17 protein-coding genes are annotated in these 18,643 nt (G+C 67.8%); 8 read left to right on the top strand and 9 right to left on the bottom strand.

The window, feature by feature from the left end; all coding sequences use genetic code 11:
* Positions 1-109 precede the first annotated feature (109 nt).
* Together AVCA_RS02600 and AVCA_RS02595 are read right to left on the bottom strand one after the other, a co-directional pair.
* The gene (locus tag AVCA_RS02600; RefSeq protein WP_012699246.1) at positions 110-388 is read right to left on the bottom strand and encodes a DUF3509 domain-containing protein; all 279 of its coding nucleotides are present in this window, start codon (positions 386-388) and stop codon (positions 110-112) included.
* A gap of 170 nt (positions 389-558) precedes the next feature.
* A complete protein-coding gene (locus AVCA_RS02595) occupies positions 559-1,074 on the bottom strand; it encodes a M48 metallopeptidase family protein (RefSeq protein ID WP_012699245.1) in 516 nt (171 codons plus the stop codon).
* Positions 1,075-1,334: 260 nt separating this feature from the next.
* On the opposite strand from AVCA_RS02595, the gene AVCA_RS02590 reads away from it, so the two are divergent.
* From AVCA_RS02590 to AVCA_RS02580, 3 genes are read left to right on the top strand one after another with little or no spacing between them, the layout of a single operon-like run.
* Positions 1,335-2,114 (top strand): DeoR/GlpR family DNA-binding transcription regulator, encoded by a 780-nt coding sequence (locus tag AVCA_RS02590; protein ID WP_012699244.1) that lies wholly within the window; start codon positions 1,335-1,337, stop codon positions 2,112-2,114.
* Entirely contained in the window at positions 2,107-3,132 is a 1,026-nt protein-coding gene (locus AVCA_RS02585) for an oxidoreductase (RefSeq protein WP_231876204.1), read from the top strand. The genes AVCA_RS02590 and AVCA_RS02585 overlap by 8 nt, the downstream gene beginning before the upstream one ends.
* Positions 3,129-3,596 carry a heme-degrading domain-containing protein gene (locus tag AVCA_RS02580; protein ID WP_012699242.1) on the top strand — a complete coding sequence of 156 codons (468 nt, stop codon included), beginning with the start codon at positions 3,129-3,131 and terminating at the stop codon, positions 3,594-3,596. The genes AVCA_RS02585 and AVCA_RS02580 overlap by 4 nt, the downstream gene beginning before the upstream one ends.
* Before the next feature lie 45 nt (positions 3,597-3,641).
* On the opposite strand, the gene fba is transcribed toward AVCA_RS02580, so the two are convergent.
* From fba to tkt, 4 genes are all read right to left on the bottom strand, one after another.
* Entirely contained in the window at positions 3,642-4,706 is a 1,065-nt protein-coding gene (gene fba, locus AVCA_RS02575; protein ID WP_012699241.1) for a class II fructose-bisphosphate aldolase, read from the bottom strand.
* Between the two features lie 225 nt (positions 4,707-4,931).
* The gene (locus tag AVCA_RS02570; protein ID WP_012699240.1) at positions 4,932-6,092 is read right to left on the bottom strand and encodes a phosphoglycerate kinase; all 1,161 of its coding nucleotides are present in this window, start codon (positions 6,090-6,092) and stop codon (positions 4,932-4,934) included.
* Positions 6,093-6,124: 32 nt separating this feature from the next.
* Entirely contained in the window at positions 6,125-7,171 is a 1,047-nt protein-coding gene (gene epd / locus AVCA_RS02565) for an erythrose-4-phosphate dehydrogenase (RefSeq protein WP_012699239.1), read from the bottom strand.
* A gap of 120 nt (positions 7,172-7,291) precedes the next feature.
* On the bottom strand, positions 7,292-9,289 hold the full coding sequence (gene tkt, locus AVCA_RS02560; protein ID WP_012699238.1) for a transketolase: 1,998 nt from the start codon (positions 9,287-9,289) through the stop codon (positions 7,292-7,294).
* Between the two features lie 253 nt (positions 9,290-9,542).
* Here tkt and AVCA_RS02555 point away from each other — a divergent pair, with 253 nt between their 5' ends.
* The 3 genes from AVCA_RS02555 to AVCA_RS02545 all read left to right on the top strand — a co-directional run bounded on the left by AVCA_RS02555 (position 9,543) and on the right by AVCA_RS02545 (position 14,011).
* Positions 9,543-10,553: an ArsR/SmtB family transcription factor gene (locus AVCA_RS02555; protein ID WP_012699235.1), complete on the top strand. Its 1,011-nt coding sequence runs from the start codon at positions 9,543-9,545 to the stop codon at positions 10,551-10,553.
* A gap of 59 nt (positions 10,554-10,612) precedes the next feature.
* A complete protein-coding gene (metK, locus tag AVCA_RS02550) occupies positions 10,613-11,803 on the top strand; it encodes a methionine adenosyltransferase (RefSeq protein WP_012699234.1) in 1,191 nt (396 codons plus the stop codon).
* Between the two features lie 309 nt (positions 11,804-12,112).
* On the top strand, positions 12,113-14,011 hold the full coding sequence (locus AVCA_RS02545; RefSeq protein WP_012699232.1) for a beta-ketoacyl synthase: 1,899 nt from the start codon (positions 12,113-12,115) through the stop codon (positions 14,009-14,011).
* A gap of 42 nt (positions 14,012-14,053) precedes the next feature.
* Here the strand turns inward: AVCA_RS02545 and cysQ are convergent, their stop codons facing one another.
* Together cysQ and nudE are read right to left on the bottom strand one after the other, a co-directional pair.
* Positions 14,054-14,878, bottom strand: a complete 825-nt coding sequence (gene cysQ, locus AVCA_RS02540) for a 3'(2'),5'-bisphosphate nucleotidase CysQ (protein WP_012699231.1) — start codon at positions 14,876-14,878, stop codon at positions 14,054-14,056.
* Entirely contained in the window at positions 14,875-15,441 is a 567-nt protein-coding gene (gene nudE, locus AVCA_RS02535; protein WP_012699230.1) for an ADP compounds hydrolase NudE, read from the bottom strand. Before nudE ends, cysQ begins: the two co-directional genes overlap by 4 nt.
* Before the next feature lie 158 nt (positions 15,442-15,599).
* Between nudE and yrfG the strand changes: the two genes are divergently transcribed.
* Positions 15,600-16,265, top strand: a complete 666-nt coding sequence (yrfG, locus tag AVCA_RS02530; RefSeq protein ID WP_012699229.1) for a GMP/IMP nucleotidase — start codon at positions 15,600-15,602, stop codon at positions 16,263-16,265.
* A 317-nt stretch (positions 16,266-16,582) separates the two neighbouring features.
* The gene (locus tag AVCA_RS02525; RefSeq protein WP_012699228.1) at positions 16,583-17,041 is read left to right on the top strand and encodes a glycine zipper domain-containing protein; all 459 of its coding nucleotides are present in this window, start codon (positions 16,583-16,585) and stop codon (positions 17,039-17,041) included.
* Positions 17,042-17,107: 66 nt separating this feature from the next.
* On the opposite strand, the gene cls is transcribed toward AVCA_RS02525, so the two are convergent.
* Positions 17,108-18,553 carry a cardiolipin synthase gene (gene cls, locus AVCA_RS02520; protein WP_012699227.1) on the bottom strand — a complete coding sequence of 482 codons (1,446 nt, stop codon included), beginning with the start codon at positions 18,551-18,553 and terminating at the stop codon, positions 17,108-17,110.
* Positions 18,554-18,643: the final 90 nt, after the last annotated feature.

The raw sequence follows: 18,643 nt of genomic DNA, 5'->3' as shown, positions 1-18,643 counted from the left end.
AGCAGGTCGGGATGAAGCGGCAAAGATGGCGGGAGGAAACCGGAGGGATTTTCGCCGGTCGCGCCCGCCCCAAGGCGAAGGTCGCCCCGGAACGGACCGGTCTTCGCTATCAGTGGATGGCGTAGGTGGGCAAGCGGAGGCGGCTCTGGCTCTGCAGCCTGGCGACCATCGGCGCCTCGCCGGCCTCGATGGCCAGGTCGCGCTGTATGGCGCCGATCAGCCAGTCGAGCTGCAGGCTGTTCCGCATCTGATCGAGAGACAGGGCGCGGCGCATCACCGGCCGGCCGTCCTGCCGCAAGGTGAAGAGCAGGCTGCCGTCCGGACGCTGCTCGAGGAGAACCTCGTACTCGGGAAAAGCGGCGACAAGGGTTTCTTCTATCTGCTTCATTGGCTACCCCCTAATCATATGGTCCTGCGGCGGAAAAAATAGCAGGCTTCATGCCAAAGGCAATTACCCTATGAATCAATGAGTTGCAGAAAAACCCTAGAAGCATGTCCGGCAAAATGCAAGAAATTGCCCAGGCGCAGCGTGCACTTTGCCGGATGGGAAGGAAGGGCTCAGCGCCCCGGCAAGGCATCCTGCCCGCCCAGATCGCGCCAGGTCAGGTAGACGCGCAGGTCGAATTCGAGCTGCTGATAACCGGGCAACATGTGCTCGCAGAGCTGGTAGAAGGCCTTGTTGTGCTCGAACTCGCGCAGGTGCGCCAACTCATGCACCACGATCATGTCGAGGAACTCCGGCGCCGCCTCGCGGAACAGCGCGGCCACGCGGATCTCCTTCTTCGCCTTGAGCCTGCCGCCCTGCACGCGCGAGACCGCGGTATGCAGGCCGAGGGCGTTGCGCAGCACGTCCAGCTTGCTGTCGTAGAGCACCTTGTCGATGCCCGGCGCGTTGCGCAGGTAGCGCTGCTTGAGTTCCATGGTGTAGGCGTACAGCGCCTTGTCGCTCTGCACGGCATGACGGCCGGGATAGCGCTTGGCCAGGTAGTCGCCCAGGCGCCCCTCGGCGATCAGCCGGCGGACCTGATCCTGCAGGTGGGACGGGTAGGCGGCGAGGTACTTGAGCGGGGTCATGCCGGGGGTCTTCCTCGGTTGCACGGACGATTCGACGAGCGGGCGGCGTCGCCCCGAAAGCCTACCAGCATCGGCAGCGCAGCCCCATCGAACGAGCGGGAGCCACGGGCAGCGGGCGCTTACGAACGGTAAGTCCCGGCCAGGGAATCGACCCTTGCTTCGAGGCAAAATCACTTGAAAACACTTAACAAAACATTTGACTTGAGTGTTTTTGCCAAAATAAGCTTTTAATCACTTAAAAACATGCAGAATCACTTGAAATGAATGCCGTGACCCAGGAAGAGCGGCTCGCCGTCATCGCCAACCTGCTGGAGCGCCAGCAGCGCATCACCCTGGACGAGATCTGCCGGCACTTCGGCATCTCCCGCGACTCGGCACGGCGGGACCTGATCCGGCTGACCGAACAGCCCCGCTTCCAGCGCATCCGCGGCGGCGCCCGGCTGCTCACGCCGGCCAGCGAACCGCTGCCCTTCCAGCAGCGTCCGCGCAACGACGCCAAGGTCGCGCTCGCCAGGCGAACCCTGGAGATGCTCCAGCCCGGCGCCAGCCTGTACCTGGACGCCGGCAGCACCCTGCTGGAGCTGGCCCGGCTGCTCGCCGCCCAGCCCCAACCCTTCGCCCTGGTCAGCGCCGCACTGGATGCCTTGCAGTTGCTGAGCCGGAACCCGGCGCTCGGCCTCCATGCGCTGGGCGGGGAGTTCGATGCGCTGCAGCGCATGATGCTGGGGCCGGAAACCGAGCGGCAGCTCGGGCAGTTCCGCCTGCGGCACGCCGTCCTGGGCATCTGCGCCCTGAGCGAGCACGGCCTCAGCGCCCCGACGGCCAGCGAAGCCGCCCTGAAACGCCGGGCGATCGCCCAGTCCGAACAACTGATCGCGGTCGGCTGCGCCGACAAGTTCGACACCCAGCAGTTGCACCAGGTCTGCGAACTGGCCCGGCTGGACCTGCTGATCTGCGACGCGCTGCCCGACGGGCCGTTGCGCCGGGCGCTCGTCGACCTCGAGATTCCGATCCTCACCCTGGAGGCTCCCATTGATTAAGACCGCCGTGATCGGCTACGGGCTCTCAGCCCGCATCTTCCACCTGCCCTTCATCCACAACCAGCCGGAGCTGCGGCTGGTGGCCATCAGCAGCGGCCAGGAACAACTGCGCCAGGACTACCCGCGGTTGCAGCACTACTCCGACGGCAGCGAGCTGATCGCCCGCAGCGACGCCGAACTGGTGGTCATCACCTCGCCGAATCACAGCCACTATCCGCTGGCCCGGCAGGCCCTGCTGGCCGGCAAGGACGTACTGGTGGAAAAGCCCTTCGTGGTGACAGCGGAGGAAGGCGAGGAACTGCTGGCCCTGGCTGCCCGCCAGCAGCGGCTCCTGGCGATCTACCACAACCGCCGCTTCGACGGCGACTTCCTGACCCTGCAGCAGTTGCTGCGCGACGGCCGGTTGGGCGAGATCCGTCATTTCGAATCCCACTTCGACCGTTTCCGCCCCATCCCGCGCGCCCGCTGGCGCGAGCAGGCCGTCCCGGGCGGCGGCATCCTCTACGATCTCGGTCCCCACCTGATCGACCAGGCGCTGGTGCTGTTCGGCCCCCCCGAAGCCGTCACCGCCCGCTGTCGCCGGTTGCGCGACGGCGCCGAGGCCACCGACTACTTCCATCTGCAATTGCACTATCCGGACAAGGAGGTGGTGCTGCACTCGAGCCCGTTCTGCGCCGCCCCTACCCCGCGTTTCGTGCTGCAGGGCACCCTGGGCAGCTACCACAAGTACGGGCTCGATCCGCAGGAGGACGCGTTGCGCGCCGGCACGACGCCGGGTGGCCCGGACTGGGGGCTGGAGCCGGAGAGCCGGCACGGGCACCTGTACACGGAGCGGGAAACCCGCACGCTGCCGACCCTGGCCGGCAACTACCAACTGTTCTACCGGCATCTGGCGCAAGCCCTGCAGAAACGTCTGCCGCCGCCGGTGACGCCCGCCGACGCCCTGCTGGGCATCCGCCTGATCGAGCTGGCCTACCGTAGCCACGAACAGGGCCGCACGCTGGAGGTACGCCGATGAGCCCGTCCGAACTGCTGGAGCAGGAGGCGCGACTGCGCCTGCCCGCCTTAGACCTGGCCGACGCCTGGCGGCTGGGTCTGCACCTGCAGCGGCTCGCGAGCGCCGCCCAGGCCCCGGCCGTGCTGGAGATCCACGCCTACGGCCGCATCGTCTTCGGCGCCGCCCTGCCCGGCTCCAGTGCCGACAACCATGACTGGGTCAGGCGCAAGCGCAATGCGGTGCTGCGTTTCGGGCACAGTTCGATGTATCTGGGGGAGTACAACCGCGGCAAGCGGCGGGAATTCGAAACCCAGCCGCATATCGACGCGCACGAGTACGCGGCCCACGGCGGCGGCTTCCCGCTGCGCCTGGTCAACGGGGAACTGGTCGGCGCCCTGACCCTGTCCGGCCTGCCGCAGTGGGACGACCACCGGCTGGCGGTCGAGGCGTTGCAGGCCTGGCTGCAGGAAGACCGGCCCACTTGAAGCACGAGACCCGCGCGAAGCGGGCCTCGTGGAACAGGTCGGCGCTCAGTTGACCTTGGCGGCCAGCTCGCCCTTGGCGTAGCGCTGGAACATGGCTTCCAGGGAGAGCGGCTTGATCTTCGAGGCGTGGCCGGCGGTGCCGAAGGCCTCGTAGCGGGCGATGCAGATGTCGCGCATGGCCTCGACAGTCTTGGCCAGGTACTTGCGCGGGTCGAACTCGCTGGGGCTCTGGCCCATGAAGCGGCGGATCGCGCCGGTGGAGGCCAGGCGCAGGTCGGTGTCGATGTTGACCTTGCGCACGCCGTACTTGATGCCCTCGACGATTTCCTCGACCGGCACGCCGTAGGTTTCCTTGATGTCGCCGCCGTATTCGTTGATCACCTTCAGCCAGTCCTGCGGAACCGAGCTGGAGCCGTGCATCACCAGGTGGGTGTCGGGGATGCGCTTGTGGATTTCCTTGATGCGGTCGATGGCGAGGATGTCGCCGGTCGGCGGCTTGGTGAACTTGTAGGCGCCGTGGCTGGTGCCGATGGCGATGGCCAAGGCGTCGACCTGGGTTTCCTTGACGAAGCGCGCGGCCTCTTCCGGGTCGGTGAGCATCTGGCTGTGGTCCAGGGTGCCTTCGGCGCCGACGCCGTCTTCCTCGCCGGCCTGGCCGGTTTCCAGGCTGCCCAGGCAGCCCAGCTCGCCTTCCACGGAAACGCCGCAGGCGTGGGCGAAGGCCACGGTCTGCCGGGTCACGCGCACGTTGTAGTCGTAGTCGGCCGGGGTCTTGCCGTCTTCCTTCAGCGAGCCGTCCATCATCACCGAGGAGAAGCCGAGCTGGATCGAGCGCTGGCAGACGTCGGGGCTGGTGCCGTGGTCCTGGTGCATGCACACCGGGATGTGCGGGAACTCCTCGATGGCGGCGAGGATCAGGTGGCGCAGGAAGGGCGCACCGGCGTATTTGCGGGCGCCGGCGGAAGCCTGGACGATCACCGGCGAGTCGGTCTTGTCGGCCGCTTCCATGATGGCGCGCATCTGCTCGAGGTTGTTGACGTTGAAGGCCGGCACGCCGTAGCCGAATTCGGCGGCGTGGTCCAGCAGCTGACGCATGCTGATAAGTGCCATCTTTGTACTCCCTATAATGATCGTTCGATCGCTGCCCGTACCGCCGACGGCGGCCCGGGCTCAAGCCTGAATCCCTCTCCCGCACGGGCAGAGGGGAGAACATGAGCGTTCCCACGCTCCCGCGTGAGAACGCCTCCCCCGGACGCTCCGGCGTCCATGCAGCGGCGCCGGACATCCCGGGCGCGGCTCCCACGCCGGAGCGCGGGAGCCATCGAGATACGGGTATTACCTGGCGCGCTCTTCCAGCACCGCCACGGCCGGCAGCACCTTGCCCTCGACGAATTCGAGGAAGGCGCCCCCACCGGTGGAAATGTAGGAGATTTTCTCGCCCACGCCGTACTTGTCGATGGCCGCCAGGGTATCGCCGCCACCGGCGATGGAGAAGGCCGGGCTCGCCGCGATGGCCTCGGCCAGGACCTTGGTGCCGTTGCCGAACTGGTCGAACTCGAACACGCCGACCGGACCGTTCCACAGGATGGTCCGGGAGGATTTCAGCAGTTCGGCGAACTGCGCGGCGGTCTGCGGGCCGATGTCGAGGATCATGTCGTCATCGGCCACCTCGTCGATGGCCTTGACGGTGGCTTCGGCGGACTCGGCGAACGCCTTGGCGACCACCACGTCCACCGGCAGCGGCACGCTGACCTTGGCGGCGATGGCCTTGGCGGTGTCGACCAGATCGGCCTCGTAGAGCGACTTGCCGACCTTGTATCCGGCCGCGGCGAGGAAGGTGTTGGCGATGCCGCCGCCGACGATCAACTGGTCGCAGACCTGGCTCAGGGAGTTGAGCACGTCGAGCTTGGTGGACACCTTGGAACCGGCGACGATGGCGGCCATCGGCCGCTGCGGGTTGTCCAGCGCCTTGCCCAGCGCCTCCAGCTCGGCGGCCAGCAGGGGACCGGCGCAGGCGACCTTGGCGAACCTGGCGACGCCGTGGGTCGAACCCTCGGCGCGGTGGGCGGTGCCGAAGGCGTCCATGACGAACACGTCGCAGAGCGCGGCGTACCGCTGCGCCAGCTCGTCGGCGTTCTTCTTCTCGCCCTTGTTGAAACGCACGTTCTCGAACAGCACCACCTGGCCCGGCTCGACCTTCACCCCGTCCAGGTATTCCCCGAGCAGCGGCACCTCGCGACCGAGGGCCCCGGACAGGTAGTCGGCGACCGGCTTCAGGCTGTTCTCCTCGGAATATTCGCCCTCGGTCGGGCGGCCCAGGTGCGAGCAGACCATCACCGCCGCGCCCTTCTCCAGCGCCAGCTTGATGGTCGGCAGCGAAGCGAGGATGCGGGCGTCGCTCTTCACCACACCGTCCTTCACCGGCACGTTGAGGTCTTCACGGATGAGTACGCGCTTACCCTTGAGGTCGAGGTCGGTCATCTTCAACACGGTCATGCGGTCGGTCCTTTTCCCGGAGGCAGAAAGTTCTATCGTCGTGCAGCGGCGACGCCCAGCCAGTGACCGGCGACGTCGAGCATGCGGTTGGCGAAACCCCACTCGTTGTCGAACCAGGCCAGCAGGTTGACCAGCCGAGGGCCGGAAACGCGGGTCTGGCTGCCATCGACGATGGCCGAATGGGGGTCATGATTGAAATCGCAACTGGCGTGGGGCAATTCGGTGTAGTCCAGCAATCCCTTGAGCGGCCCCTGCCCGGCAGCCTGGCGCAGCACGCGGTTGACCTCCTCGGCCGAGGTATCGCGAGCGGTCTGCAGGGTGATGTCGAGGCAGGAGACGTTGAGCGTCGGCACCCGCACGGCTTTGGCCTGAATGCGCCCGGAAAGTTCCGGAAGCAGGCGCTCGATGCCACGAGCCAGGCCGGTCGACACCGGGATCACCGACTGGAAGGCCGAGCGCGTGCGGCGCAGATCCTCGTGGTGATAGGCGTCGATGACCGGCTGGTCGTTCATCGCCGAGTGGATGGTGGTGATGGACACGTACTCCAGGCCGATCGCCTCGTTCAGCGATTTCAGCAGCGGCACGCTGCAATTGGTGGTGCAGGAGGCGTTGGAAACCAGCCTTTCGTCGCCCGTGAGGCGCTGCTGGTTGATCCCGTAGACGATGGTGGCGTCGACGTCGTGCTCGCTGGCCATCGGCTGGGAGAACAGCACCCGCGGCGCCCCGGCGCGCAGGAAGCGCTCGCCGTCGGCACGGCTGTGATAGACGCCGGAACATTCCAGCACCAGGTCGATGCCGAGGGAGCGCCAGTCGACAGCTTCCGGGGTCGATGCGCGCAGCACCCGCAGGCTGTCGCCGTTCAGGCACAGCCGGTCGCCCTCGACCCGCACCTCGCCGGGGAAGCGCCCGTGGGTGGAGTCGAAACGGGTCAGGTATTCGATGCTCGCCTGGTCGGCCAGGTCGTTGAGCGCGACGATGCGGAACGCCGAAGACGCGCCCCGTTCATAGTGGGCGCGCAAGACGCAGCGACCGATGCGGCCATAGCCGTTGAGGGCGACGCGGTAGGGAGGATTGGGCATGACAGGTCTCGGAGGTAGACGGTTCGCACCCTCTTCCCCGCCGGGAAGAGGGCCGGGGAAAGGCGGCGCCGGCCAGGCTCCCTCCCCCTCTCCCGCCGCGGGGAGAGGGAGGCCGGCGCATCAGTCCCCGAGCAGTTCCCCGGCGCTGGCCAGCAGGTTGTCGAGGGTGAAGCCGAAATGCTCGAAGAGCGCGCCGGCCGGCGCGGACTCGCCGAAGCGGGTCATGCCGACGATGCGTCCAGCCAGCCCGACGTACTTGTACCAGAAGTCGGCGTGGGCGGCCTCGATGGCGATCCGCGCCCCGACCCCGGACGGCAGCACGGCCTGTTTCCAGGCGGCGTCCTGGCGATCGAACACGCTGGTCGAGGGCATGGAAACCACTCGCACCCGGCGGCCCTGCCCGCTCAGCGTCTCGTGGGCCTGCACCGCCAGGGCGACCTCCGAACCGGTGGCGATGAGGATCAGCTCCGGGGTGCCGGCACAATCGCGGAGCACGTAGCCGCCGCGGGCGATATCGGCCAGTTGCCGGGCATCGCGCGCCTGGTGCGGCAGGTTCTGGCGGCTGAACACCAGGGTGCTCGGGCCGTCCTGGCGCTCGATGGCGCATTTCCAGGCCACCGCCGACTCCACCGCGTCGCACGGGCGCCAGGTGTCGAGGTTCGGCGTGCTGCGCAGGCTGGCCAGTTGCTCGACCGGCTGGTGGGTCGGGCCGTCCTCGCCGAGGCCGATGGAGTCGTGGGTGTAGACGAACAGCACGCGCTGCTTCATCAGCGCGGCCATGCGCACGGCGTTGCAGGCGTACTCCATGAACACCAGGAAGGTGGCGCCGTAGGGAATGAAGCCGCCGTGCAGAGCGATACCGTTCATGATCGCGCTCATGCCGAACTCGCGCACGCCGTAGTGCAGGTAGTTACCGGAGGCGTCGTCCGCCGCGAGCGCCTTGCAGCCCTTCCACAGGGTCAGGTTGGAACCGGCCAGGTCCGCCGAGCCGCCGAGGAACTCCGGCAGCAGCGGGCCGAAGGCGTTCAGCGCGTTCTGGCTGGCCTTGCGGCTGGCGATGGTTTCCCCCTTGGCGGCGATTTCGGCGATGTATTCGCCGGCCTTCGCGGCGAAATCGGCGGGCAGTTCGCCACGGCTGCGGCGCAGGAACTCCGCGGCCAGTTCCGGGAACTCGGCCTGGTAGGCGGCGAAGCGCCGGTTCCATTCGGTCTCGCGGGCGGCGCCGGCGGCCCTGGCGTCCCAGCCGGCGTAGATCTCGGCGGGAATCTCGAACGGCGCGTGCTTCCAGCCCAGCGCGTCGCGGGTCAGGGCGATTTCCTCGGCCCCCAGCGCGGCGCCGTGGCAGGCTTCCTTGCCCTGCTTGTTCGGCGAACCGAAACCGATCACCGTCTTGCAGCAGATCAGGACCGGGCGCTCGCTCTTGCGCGCGGTCTCGATCGCGGTCCGGATCTCGTCGGCGTCGTGGCCGTCGACGTTGCGGATCACCAGCCAGCCGTAGGCCTCGAAGCGCGCCGGGGTGTCGTCGGTGAACCAGCCCTCGACCTCGCCGTCGATGGAGATGCCGTTGTCGTCGTAGAAGGCGACCAGCTTGTTCAGCCCCAGGGTGCCGGCCAGCGAGCAGACTTCGTGGGAGATGCCTTCCATCAGGCAGCCGTCGCCGAGGAACACGTAGGTGTAATGATCGACGATGCGCTGCCCGGGCCGGTTGAACTGCGCGGCCAGCACCTTCTCCGCCACGGCCATGCCGACGGCGTTGGCCAGGCCCTGGCCGAGCGGGCCGGTGGTGGTCTCGACGCCGGGGGTATAGCCGTATTCGGGATGGCCGGGGGTGCGGCTGCCGAACTGGCGGAAGTTCTTCAGGTCGTCGATCGAGAGGTCGTAGCCGGTCAGATGCAGCAGCGAATAGACCAGCATCGAGCCATGGCCGTTGGAGAGCACGAAGCGGTCGCGGTCGGCCCATTGCGGATTGGCCGGGTTGTGCCTGAGATAGTCGTGCCACAGCACTTCGGCGATATCCGCCATGCCCATGGGGGCGCCAGGATGGCCACTGTTGGCTTTCTGCACGGCATCCATACTCAGGGCACGAATGGCATTGGCTCGCTCACGACGGCTGGGCATCGCTGGATCTCCTGGGAGTCTTGAATCGAAAAAGTCGGTCATTTTCGCCCAGCCGCGAGGGCAGCGGCAATCGCGGATGGTCGAAGTGGCGACAACCCGCCAGATTAGCAGCCGGCAGCGCGGCAGCCCCCTCGCCCGCCGGCATTTCCGACCGGGTGCGGCGAACCGCGCCGCCCTGCGGGACAAGTGCAATATCAAAACTTTTTGATACAGCCTTGCTGCGCAAAAATCGACCGACTAGACTGCCGGCCCCATGAACATGCGTGTCCCCACCCTGCGCCGCGACGACGACTGCGACGAGCTGGCCGCCCTCTGCAAGGCCGGCGGCGATCCGCTGCGCCTCAAGGTGCTGCGCGTGCTGGCCAGCGACTCCTTCGGCGTGCTGGAGCTGGCGCAGATCTTCGCCATCGGCCAGTCGGGCATCAGCCATCACCTCAAGGTGCTGGCCCAGGCCGGGCTGGTGGCGACGCGCCGCGAAGGCAACGCGATCTTCTACCGCCGCGCCCTGCCGGCCGCCGCCGGCTTCGCCGGCACGCTGCGCGCGGCGCTGCTGGCGGAGGTCGACGCGCTGGAGCTGGAGGCCGCCATCCGCGCGCGGGTCGCCGAGGTGCACGCCCAGCGCGCCGCGGTCAGCCGCGACTTCTTCAGCCGCATGGCGGACAAGTTCCAGGCGCAGCAGGACCTGATCGCCGGCCTGCCGCAGTACCGCGACAGCCTGCTGGCCCTGCTCGATGCGCAGGCCTTCGCCGACTCGGCCTGCGCGCTGGAGGTCGGCCCCGGCGACGGCGCCCTGCTGCCCGAGCTGGCGCGGCGTTTCGCGAGGGTGACGGCCCTGGACAACAGCCCGGCGATGCTCGAACTGGCCCGCCAGCGCTGCGCCCGGGAATGCCTGGAGAACGTCGAGCTGAAGCTCGCCGACGCGCTGCAGGAGAGCCCGGACAGCGCCGACTGCGTGGTGCTGAACATGGTGCTGCACCACTTCGCCGCGCCGGCCGAAGCGCTGCAGCGGCTGGCCGGGCGGGTCAGGCGCGGGGGCAGCCTGCTGCTGACCGAACTGTGCCGCCACGATCAGGACTGGGCCCGCGAGGCCTGTGGCGACCTCTGGCTCGGCTTCGACCAGGACGAACTGGCGCGCTGGGCCGCGCAGGCCGGCCTGGAGCCCGGCGACAGCCTGTACATAGGCCTGCGCAACGGCTTCCAGATCCAGATACGGCACTTCGCCAGGACAACGGCGGGCGCCGGCGAACGACAGCGAACCCCTTGAACATTGGATGGCACGGCCACGAGGCCGACTCAGCCACCGGCAACAACAGGAACCGATAGATGAGCGAATACTCCCTTTTCACCTCCGAGTCCGTGTCCGAAGGGCATCCGGACAAGATCGCCGACCAGATTTCCGATGCGGTGCTGGACGCCATCATCGCCGAAGACAAGCACGCCCGGGTGGCCTGCGAGACCCTGGTGAAGACCGGTGTCGCCATCGTCGCCGGCGAGATCACCACCAGCGCCTGGATCGACCTGGAGGAACTGGTGCGCAAGGTCATCGTCGACATCGGCTACGACAGCTCCGACGTCGGCTACGACGGCCACACCTGCGGCATCATCAACATCATCGGCAAGCAGTCGGTGGACATCAACCAGGGCGTCGACCGCGCCAAGCCGGAAGACCAGGGCGCCGGCGACCAGGGCCTGATGTTCGGCTACGCCAGCGACGAGACCGAGGTGCTGATGCCGGCGCCGATCTGCTTCTCCCACCGCCTGGTCGAACGCCAGACCGAGGCGCGCAAGTCCGGCCTGCTGCCCTGGCTGCGCCCGGACGCCAAGAGCCAGGTCACCTGCCGCTACGAGAACGGCAAGGTGGTCGGCATCGACGCGGTGGTGCTGTCCACCCAGCACAACCCGGAGATCACCCAGGCCGACCTGCACGAGGCGGTGATGGAGCTGATCATCAAGCACACCCTGCCGGCCGAGCTGCTGCACAAGGACACCCAGTTCCACATCAACCCGACCGGCAAGTTCGTCATCGGCGGCCCGGTGGGCGACTGCGGCCTGACCGGGCGCAAGATCATCGTCGACTCCTACGGCGGCATGGCCCGTCACGGCGGCGGCGCCTTCTCCGGCAAGGACCCGTCCAAGGTGGACCGCTCCGCGGCCTACGCCGGCCGCTACGTGGCCAAGAACATCGTCGCCGCCGGCCTGGCCGAGCGCTGCGAGATCCAGGTCTCCTACGCCATCGGCGTGGCCCAGCCGACCTCCATCTCCATCAACACCTTCGGTACCGGCAAGATCGGCGACGACAGGATCGTCCAGTTGGTCCGCGAGCATTTCGACCTGCGCCCCTACGCGATCACCCACATGCTCGACCTGCTGCACCCGATGTACCGGCCGACCGCCGCCTACGGCCACTTCGGCCGCACGCCGGTGGAAATGACCGTCGGCAACGACAGCTTCACCGCCTTCACCTGGGAGCGCACCGACAAGGCCGAAGCGCTGCGTTCGGACGCCGGTCTGTGACCGCGACGACCGCCGCCGCCAACGGCGGCGGTCGTCTCCTTCCCTCTGCAGTCCGGAGCTACAATCGGCTAAGATCGCCCGTCGATGCCTTCACTCCCAGGCCGCTACAATGCCAAGCGAAGAGCGACCTGCGGTAACCGTGACTCGATCGTTGCCGATCCCGTCTACATGGACATCTCAAATTCTTCGCTTCGGCGTAGTCGATCCTCGGGGCCGGGCCAGCGGCCGGCCCCGGATCGGCCACTCCGCCAGCGACCGGCCCCCGATTCCGGAGCCTGCAATTCTCTTGCGTGAGGAGTTTTCCGAGCTATGTCTCGCTTACCTGTCATCGTTGGTTTTGGTGGTTACAACTCAGCCGGTCGCAGCTCCTTCCACCACGGTTTCCGCCGCACCGTCATCGAGTCCCTCACCCCCCAGGCCCGCCAGGAAACCCTCGCCGGACTGGCCGTGATGATGAAGCTGGTGAGCGTGGTCGATGGCCAATACCGCGACAGCGATGGCTCCACCCTCACCCCGGCCGAGATCGAGCGCCGCCATGGCGAACGGATCCTCGCCGCGACCCTGATCCGGCGCATCGAGCGGCAATATTTCGACGTCGACGCCACCCACTGGCACAAGAGCCTGACCCTGTCCGGCGAAGACCAGCCGCTGCACTTCACCACCAGCGCCAAGCAACTGCCCGAGCCGCTGCCGGCCAACTGGAGCGTCGAGCCCCTGGAAGAGCACCAGGTGCGGGTGACCATCCACGGCAGTTGCGAATTCAAGGTCGACAGCTACCGCGAGATGCCAGTGAAGTCCGCCGGCCAGTTGCCCACCGGCTTCGAGCCGGGGGAACTCTACAATTCGCGCTTCCACCCGCGCGGCCTGCAACTGTCGGTGGTGGCCGCCACCGATGCGCTGCGCTCCACCGGCATCGACTGGCAGACCATCCTCGACCACGTGCAGCCCGACGAGGTGGCGGTGTTCTCCGGCAGCATCATGAGCCAGCTCGACGAGAACGGCTACGGCGGCCTGCTGCAGTCGCGCCTGAAGGGCCACCGCGTGTCCTCCAAGCAACTGCCGCTGGGCTTCAACAGCATGCCCACCGATTTCATCAACGCCTACGTGCTGGGCAGCGTCGGCAGCACCGGCAGCATCACCGGCGCCTGCGCCACCTTCCTCTACAACCTGCAGAAGGGCATCGACGTCATCACCTCCGGCCAGGCGCGGGTGGTGGTGGCCGGCAACGCCGAAGCGCCGATCACCCCGGAAATCGTCGAGGGCTATGCGGCCATGGGCGCCCTGGCCACCGAGGAAGGCCTGCGCCACATCGAAGGCCGCGACCAGGTGGATTTCCGCCGTGCCAGCCGTCCCTTCGGCGCCAACTGCGGCTTCACCCTGGCCGAGGCGGCGCAGTACGTGGTGCTGATGGACGATTCCCTGGCCCTGGAGCTGGGCGCCGATATCCACGGCGCGGTGCCGGACGTGTTCGTCAACGCCGACGGCTTCAAGAAGTCCATCTCCGCCCCCGGGCCGGGCAACTACCTGACCGTGGCCAAGGCGGTGGCCAGCGCGATGCAACTGGTCGGCGAGGACGGCGTGCGCCAGCGCAGCTTCATCCATGCCCACGGTTCGAGCACGCCGGCCAACCGCGTCACCGAGTCGGAACTGCTCGACCGCGTCGCAGGAGCTTTCGGCATCGCCGACTGGCCGGTCGCCGCGGTCAAGGCCTATGTCGGCCACTCCCTGGCCACCGCCAGCGGCGACCAGTTGATCTCCGCGCTCGGCACCTTCAAGTACGGCCTGCTGCCCGGCATCAAGACCGTCGATCGCTTCGCCGACGACGTCCACGACCAGCACCTGCGTCTTTCCATGCGGGACGTGCGCCGCGACGACCTGGATGTCTGCTTCATCAACTCCAAGGGCTTCGGCGGCAACAACGCCACCGGCGTGCTGCTGTCGCCACGGGTCACCGAGAAGATGCTGCGCAAGCGCCACGGCGAAGCCGCCTTCGCCGATTACCGTTCGCGCCGCGAAGCCACCCGCGAGGCAGCCCGCCGCTACGACGAGCAGGTCCTGCAGGGGCGTTTCGATATCCTCTACAACTTCGGCCAGGACATGATCGACGAGCATGCCATCGAAGTGAACGAGGAAGGCGTCAAGGTACCCGGCTTCAAGCAGGCGATCCGCTTCCGCAAGGACGAGCGCTTCGGCGACATGCTCGACTGAGGCGAGTCCCGTGCCGCGGGGGGCGTCCCCCGCGGGCTTTTCTCACTCCAGCGTCCGCGCCAGTTCGAGCAGCCCGTCGCGCCAGCCGGCCGTGCGCGGCAGAGCCAGGAACGACGGGTTGAGGAAATCGGCGCGCGCCGCGTAGTCCAGCGCCCTGCCCTGCAGATCCAGCACCTCGCCGCCGGCGCCCTCGAGCACGCCCTGGGCGGCGGCGGTGTCCCACTGCGAGGTCGGCGCCAGGCGCGGATAGAAATCCGCCAGCCCCTCGGCGAGCAGGCAGAACTTCAGCGAACTGCCGACGCTGGTCAGCCGCAGGTTGCCGAAACGCGCGGCGAGCCCCTGCAGTAGGCGCTCCTGGGCCGGACTGCTGTGCCGCCGGCTGGCGACCACGGTGAAATCCTCGCCCGGCGCGCGACGCACGGCGATCGGCCGTTCGACGCCCGACATCTCGCTGCTCCAGGCGCCGAGCCCGGCGCCGCCGAAATAGCAGCAGCCGGTCGCCGGCACCCCGACCACGCCGAGCAGCACCCGGCCCTCCTCGATCAGCGCGACGTTGACGGTGAACTCCTCGCTGCCGGCGATGAACTCCTTGGTGCCGTCCAGCGGGTCGACCAGCCACCAGCGGCGCCAACCGGCGCGTTCGGCCAGGGGAATCGCGCAGTCCTCCTCGGAGAGCACCGGAACCGTCGGTTCGAGCGCCCGCAGGCCGGCGCAGAGCACGCGGTGCGCGGCCAGGTCGGCGGCGGTCACCGGCGAGGCGTCGTCCTTTTCCTGTACGTCGATACCGTCCATGCGCCAGTACGGCAGGATGGCGGCGCCGGCCTGGCGCACCAGGTCGATCAGCGGGGCGAAGGGAACGGCGCTCACAGGACCAGCGCTCCGCGCTGAACCAGCAGATCGCGCGCCAGATAGAGCGCGGCCAGGGCCCGTCCCTCGCTGAACTGCGCATGCCGGACCAGACCGGACAGCTCGCGCAGGTTGACCCGCTCGACCCGCATCGGCTCCGGCTCGTCGCCCGGCAGGCGCTTGGGGTAGAGGTCGCGGGCCAGCACCACCTGGATCTTCTGGGTCATGTAGCCGGGCGAAAGGGACAGCTCGGTGAGGTACTCCAGTTGATGGGCGCCGTAGCCGGCCTCCTCCTTCAGCTCGCGGTTAGCCGCCACCAGCACGTCCTCGCCCGGCTCGATCAGTCCCTTGGGCAAGGACAACTGGTAATCGTCGGTGCCGGCGCAGTACTCCTCCACCAGCAGGGCGTGCTGGTCGTCGATCAGCGCGACGACCATCACCGCGCCGTAGCCGCTGCCGGTACCCACCAGACGCTCATAGGTGCGCTCGACGCCATTGGTGAAGCGCAACTGCAATTCCTCGACGCGAAACAGACGGCTGGTCGCGACGATCGCTCGAGCGAGTACGGTGGGTTTCTGGCGCATAGTCATTCCTCGACTGGATGGGCGGCTCGATTGACGTTCTTCTGGAGCCTCGTGGCTGGTTATCATAACCCGGCTCGCGATCCGGCTCGCCTCCGGCCGATGGCGCGCAGGTCCTTCGCATGCCACGCTTCCCGAAGCCTCCACCGACAAGAGCCGCCATGCCCCCGCTATCCTGGAGCGAAATCGACACCGTCCTGCTCGACATGGACGGCACCCTGCTCGACCTGCACTTCGACAACCACTTCTGGCTGGAGCACCTGCCGCGACGCTACGCCGAGCACCACGGCATCGGCCGCGCCCTGGCCGAACGCGAACTGCTGCCGCTGTTTCGCGAGCATGCCGGCCGGCTGACCTGGTACTGCCTGGACTTCTGGAGCGCCGAGCTGAAGCTGCCGGTCGTCGAACTCAAGCGCGAGGTCGCCCACCTGATCGCCCTGCGCCCGGAGGCCGACCGCCTCCTCGCGGCCCTGCGCGGCGCCGGCAAGCGCGTCGCGCTGATCACCAACGCGCACCGCGATTCGCTGTCGCTGAAACTGGAGCGAGTCGAGCTGGCGCCCTGGTTCGAGCGCCTGATCAGCGCCCACGACTACGGCTTCCCCAAGGAGGACCAGCAATTCTGGTTCGCCCTGCAGCAGGACTTCGGCTTCGCGCCGGCGCGCACGCTGTTCATCGACGACAGCCTGCCGGTGCTGCGCAGCGCCCGGCGCTACGGCATCGCCCACTTGCTGGCGGTACGCCGGCCGGACAGCCGCCAGGGTCCGAAGGACACCGAGGAATTCGCCGCCGTGGAGAGCTATGCGACCCTGTGCGAAGGATTGTGCTGAGCCTCGGGCCGAAATGCGGGAGCGGATTCATCCTCGCGGCCAAAAGCATCGCGAACGAACTCGCTCCCAGCGGAAGAACTTCCACCGCGGTTCACGGAACGCTCGCCAAAACACGGGAAAACCGAAAATTCCGCGACTGCCGGAAAAACGGCCGGGACAATCCCAAAATTGGATCGACCGTCCCGTTTCAGCAAAGTTCCCCTTAGCAAACAATGAGTTACAAAGCAATGAAAAAATCGAAAAATCACTAAAAAACGCTTGCAAGGTGTCTGCACTCCAGCGAGGATCGCCTCGTCATCACCACTGAGGTTCACGTCATGAAGTACGCACCCATACTCCTGCTCTCCTTCGGCCTGATCAGCGGCGCGGCATTCGCTGGCGGCAACACCGAGGCAGCGGTCGGCGGCGCACTGGGCGGAACATTGGGTTCGGTCGTCGGTGGCGCCCTGGGCGGCTCCACCGGCGCGGTAATCGGCTCGGGCGTCGGCGGCGCGGCCGGCGCCGGCATCGGCGCCGATCGGCGCAGCCGGACCGAAGCGGCCATCGGCGGCGCGCTCGGCGCGGCCGGCGGCAACGCTATCGGCAACTCGGTCGGCGGCCGCACCGGCGGCGTGATCGGCGCCGCGCTCGGCGGCGCCGGCGGCGGCGCCCTGGGCAACGCCTACGGCGACGACGATGACGACGACCGCGGTCGCCGCCGTGTCGAGCATCATCACCATTACCACGGCAAAGGCCACTACCGTGGCCCCTACAAGTACAGCAAGCATCGTCGCTGATACGGCCCCGGTCCGGCGCGACAGCCGATCCGCAAAAGCCCGCCCGCCTCGGCGGGCTTTTCGCTTTCAGAGGATCGGCGAAATCAGCCGCGCCACCCGCATGCCCAGGCGTTTCAGGCGGTGCGCCCGGCGGCTCTCCCCCCTGTCCAGCTCGCGGGAACGGCTGAAATCCCTTTGCAGCATGCATTCCACCTCAGCGGCGAAGGCGGTATCGAGGACGAACAGGGTCAGTTCGAAATTCAGCCGGAACGAGCGGTTGTCCAGATTGGCGCTGCCCACCGCCGCGGTATCGTCGTCGATCAGCAGCACCTTCTGGTGCATGAAGCCCGGCAGATAGCGAAATACCCGGATGCCCGCTTCGAGCGCCTCGAAGGCATACAGGCTGGAAGCGGCGTAGACCACCCGGTGATCGGCCCGCGCCGGCAGCAGCAGGCGCACCTCCAGCCCGCGCAGCGCCGCCAGGCGCAAGGCGGCGAACACCGACTCGTCGGGCACGAAGTAGGGACTGGCCAGCCAGATCCGCCGACGCGCCGCGTTGATCGCCGCGACGAACTGCAGCGAGCCGGTTTCCTGGGGATCGGCAGGGCCGCTGCCGACCAGTTGGCAGAGCACCCCGCCGGCGGGATAGCGCTCCGGCAGCAGCAGCGGCGGCAGTTGCCGGGTGGTCCAGAACCAGTCCTCGGCGAAGGACTCCTGCAGGCAGGCCAGCACGGGCCCGCTCAGCTCCACCTGGGTATCGCGCCAGGGCGAGAGCCGCGGATTGTTTCCCAGGTAGTCGTCGCCGACGTTCATCCCGCCGAGAAAGCCGCGCTGGCCGTCGACCAGCACCAGCTTGCGGTGGTTGCGGAAGTTCAACTGGAAGCGGTTGAGCAGCCCGCTGCGCGCGGAGGCCGAAAAGGCCCGCATCGCCACCCCTCCCGCGCGCAGACGCTGCACATAGTGACGCGGCAGGGCGTGGCAGCCGACGCGGTCGTAGAGGAAGAACACCTGCACGCCGCTGGCGGCCCGCTCCAGCAGCAGGCTCTGCAGACGCCGGCCGAGGCGGTCGTCGCGGACGATGAAGAACTGCAGCAGGATCACCTGGCGCGCCTGGGCGACGGCCTCGAAAATCGCCGCGAAGGCGGCCTCGCCGTCGATCAGCAGGCGCACCCGGTTGTTGCCCAGTGGCGGCTGGCGGCCGAGGCGCGCCAGCACCTTGAGATCCTGCGAAGCCATGCTGCCATGGGCCGCCTTGGCCTCCTCGACCCAGGGACGCCAGTCCTGCTCGGCCATCGCCCGGCGCATCTGCCGGTCGGCCTGGCGCCGCGCCCGGATATAGGCGTCGAAACGGCTGCGACCGAACACCAGATAGGGCAGCAGGGTGAGATAGGGCATGAACAGCAGGGAGATGGCCCAGGCGATGGCTCCCTGCGCGGTCCGCACGGTGAACACCGCGTGGACGGCCGCAGCCACCCCCAGCGCCTGGATCAGCACCAGCAGGTAGCCCAAGAGCTGCAAAGCGCCCTGTTCCATGCCTCACTCCTTCGAGATGCCGGTCCTGAGCATAACAGGCAGGCATCGCGGCGGAGCTGGCGAACAGGCGTGAAAAAGCCGCCCGGAGGC

Origin of the sequence: Azotobacter vinelandii CA (genome assembly GCF_000380335.1) — a bacterium.
GTDB classification, from domain to species: Bacteria; Pseudomonadota; Gammaproteobacteria; order Pseudomonadales; family Pseudomonadaceae; genus Azotobacter; species Azotobacter vinelandii.
Note: the sequence above shows the minus strand (reverse complement) of the source record. Positions and strands in the feature narration are given on the sequence as shown.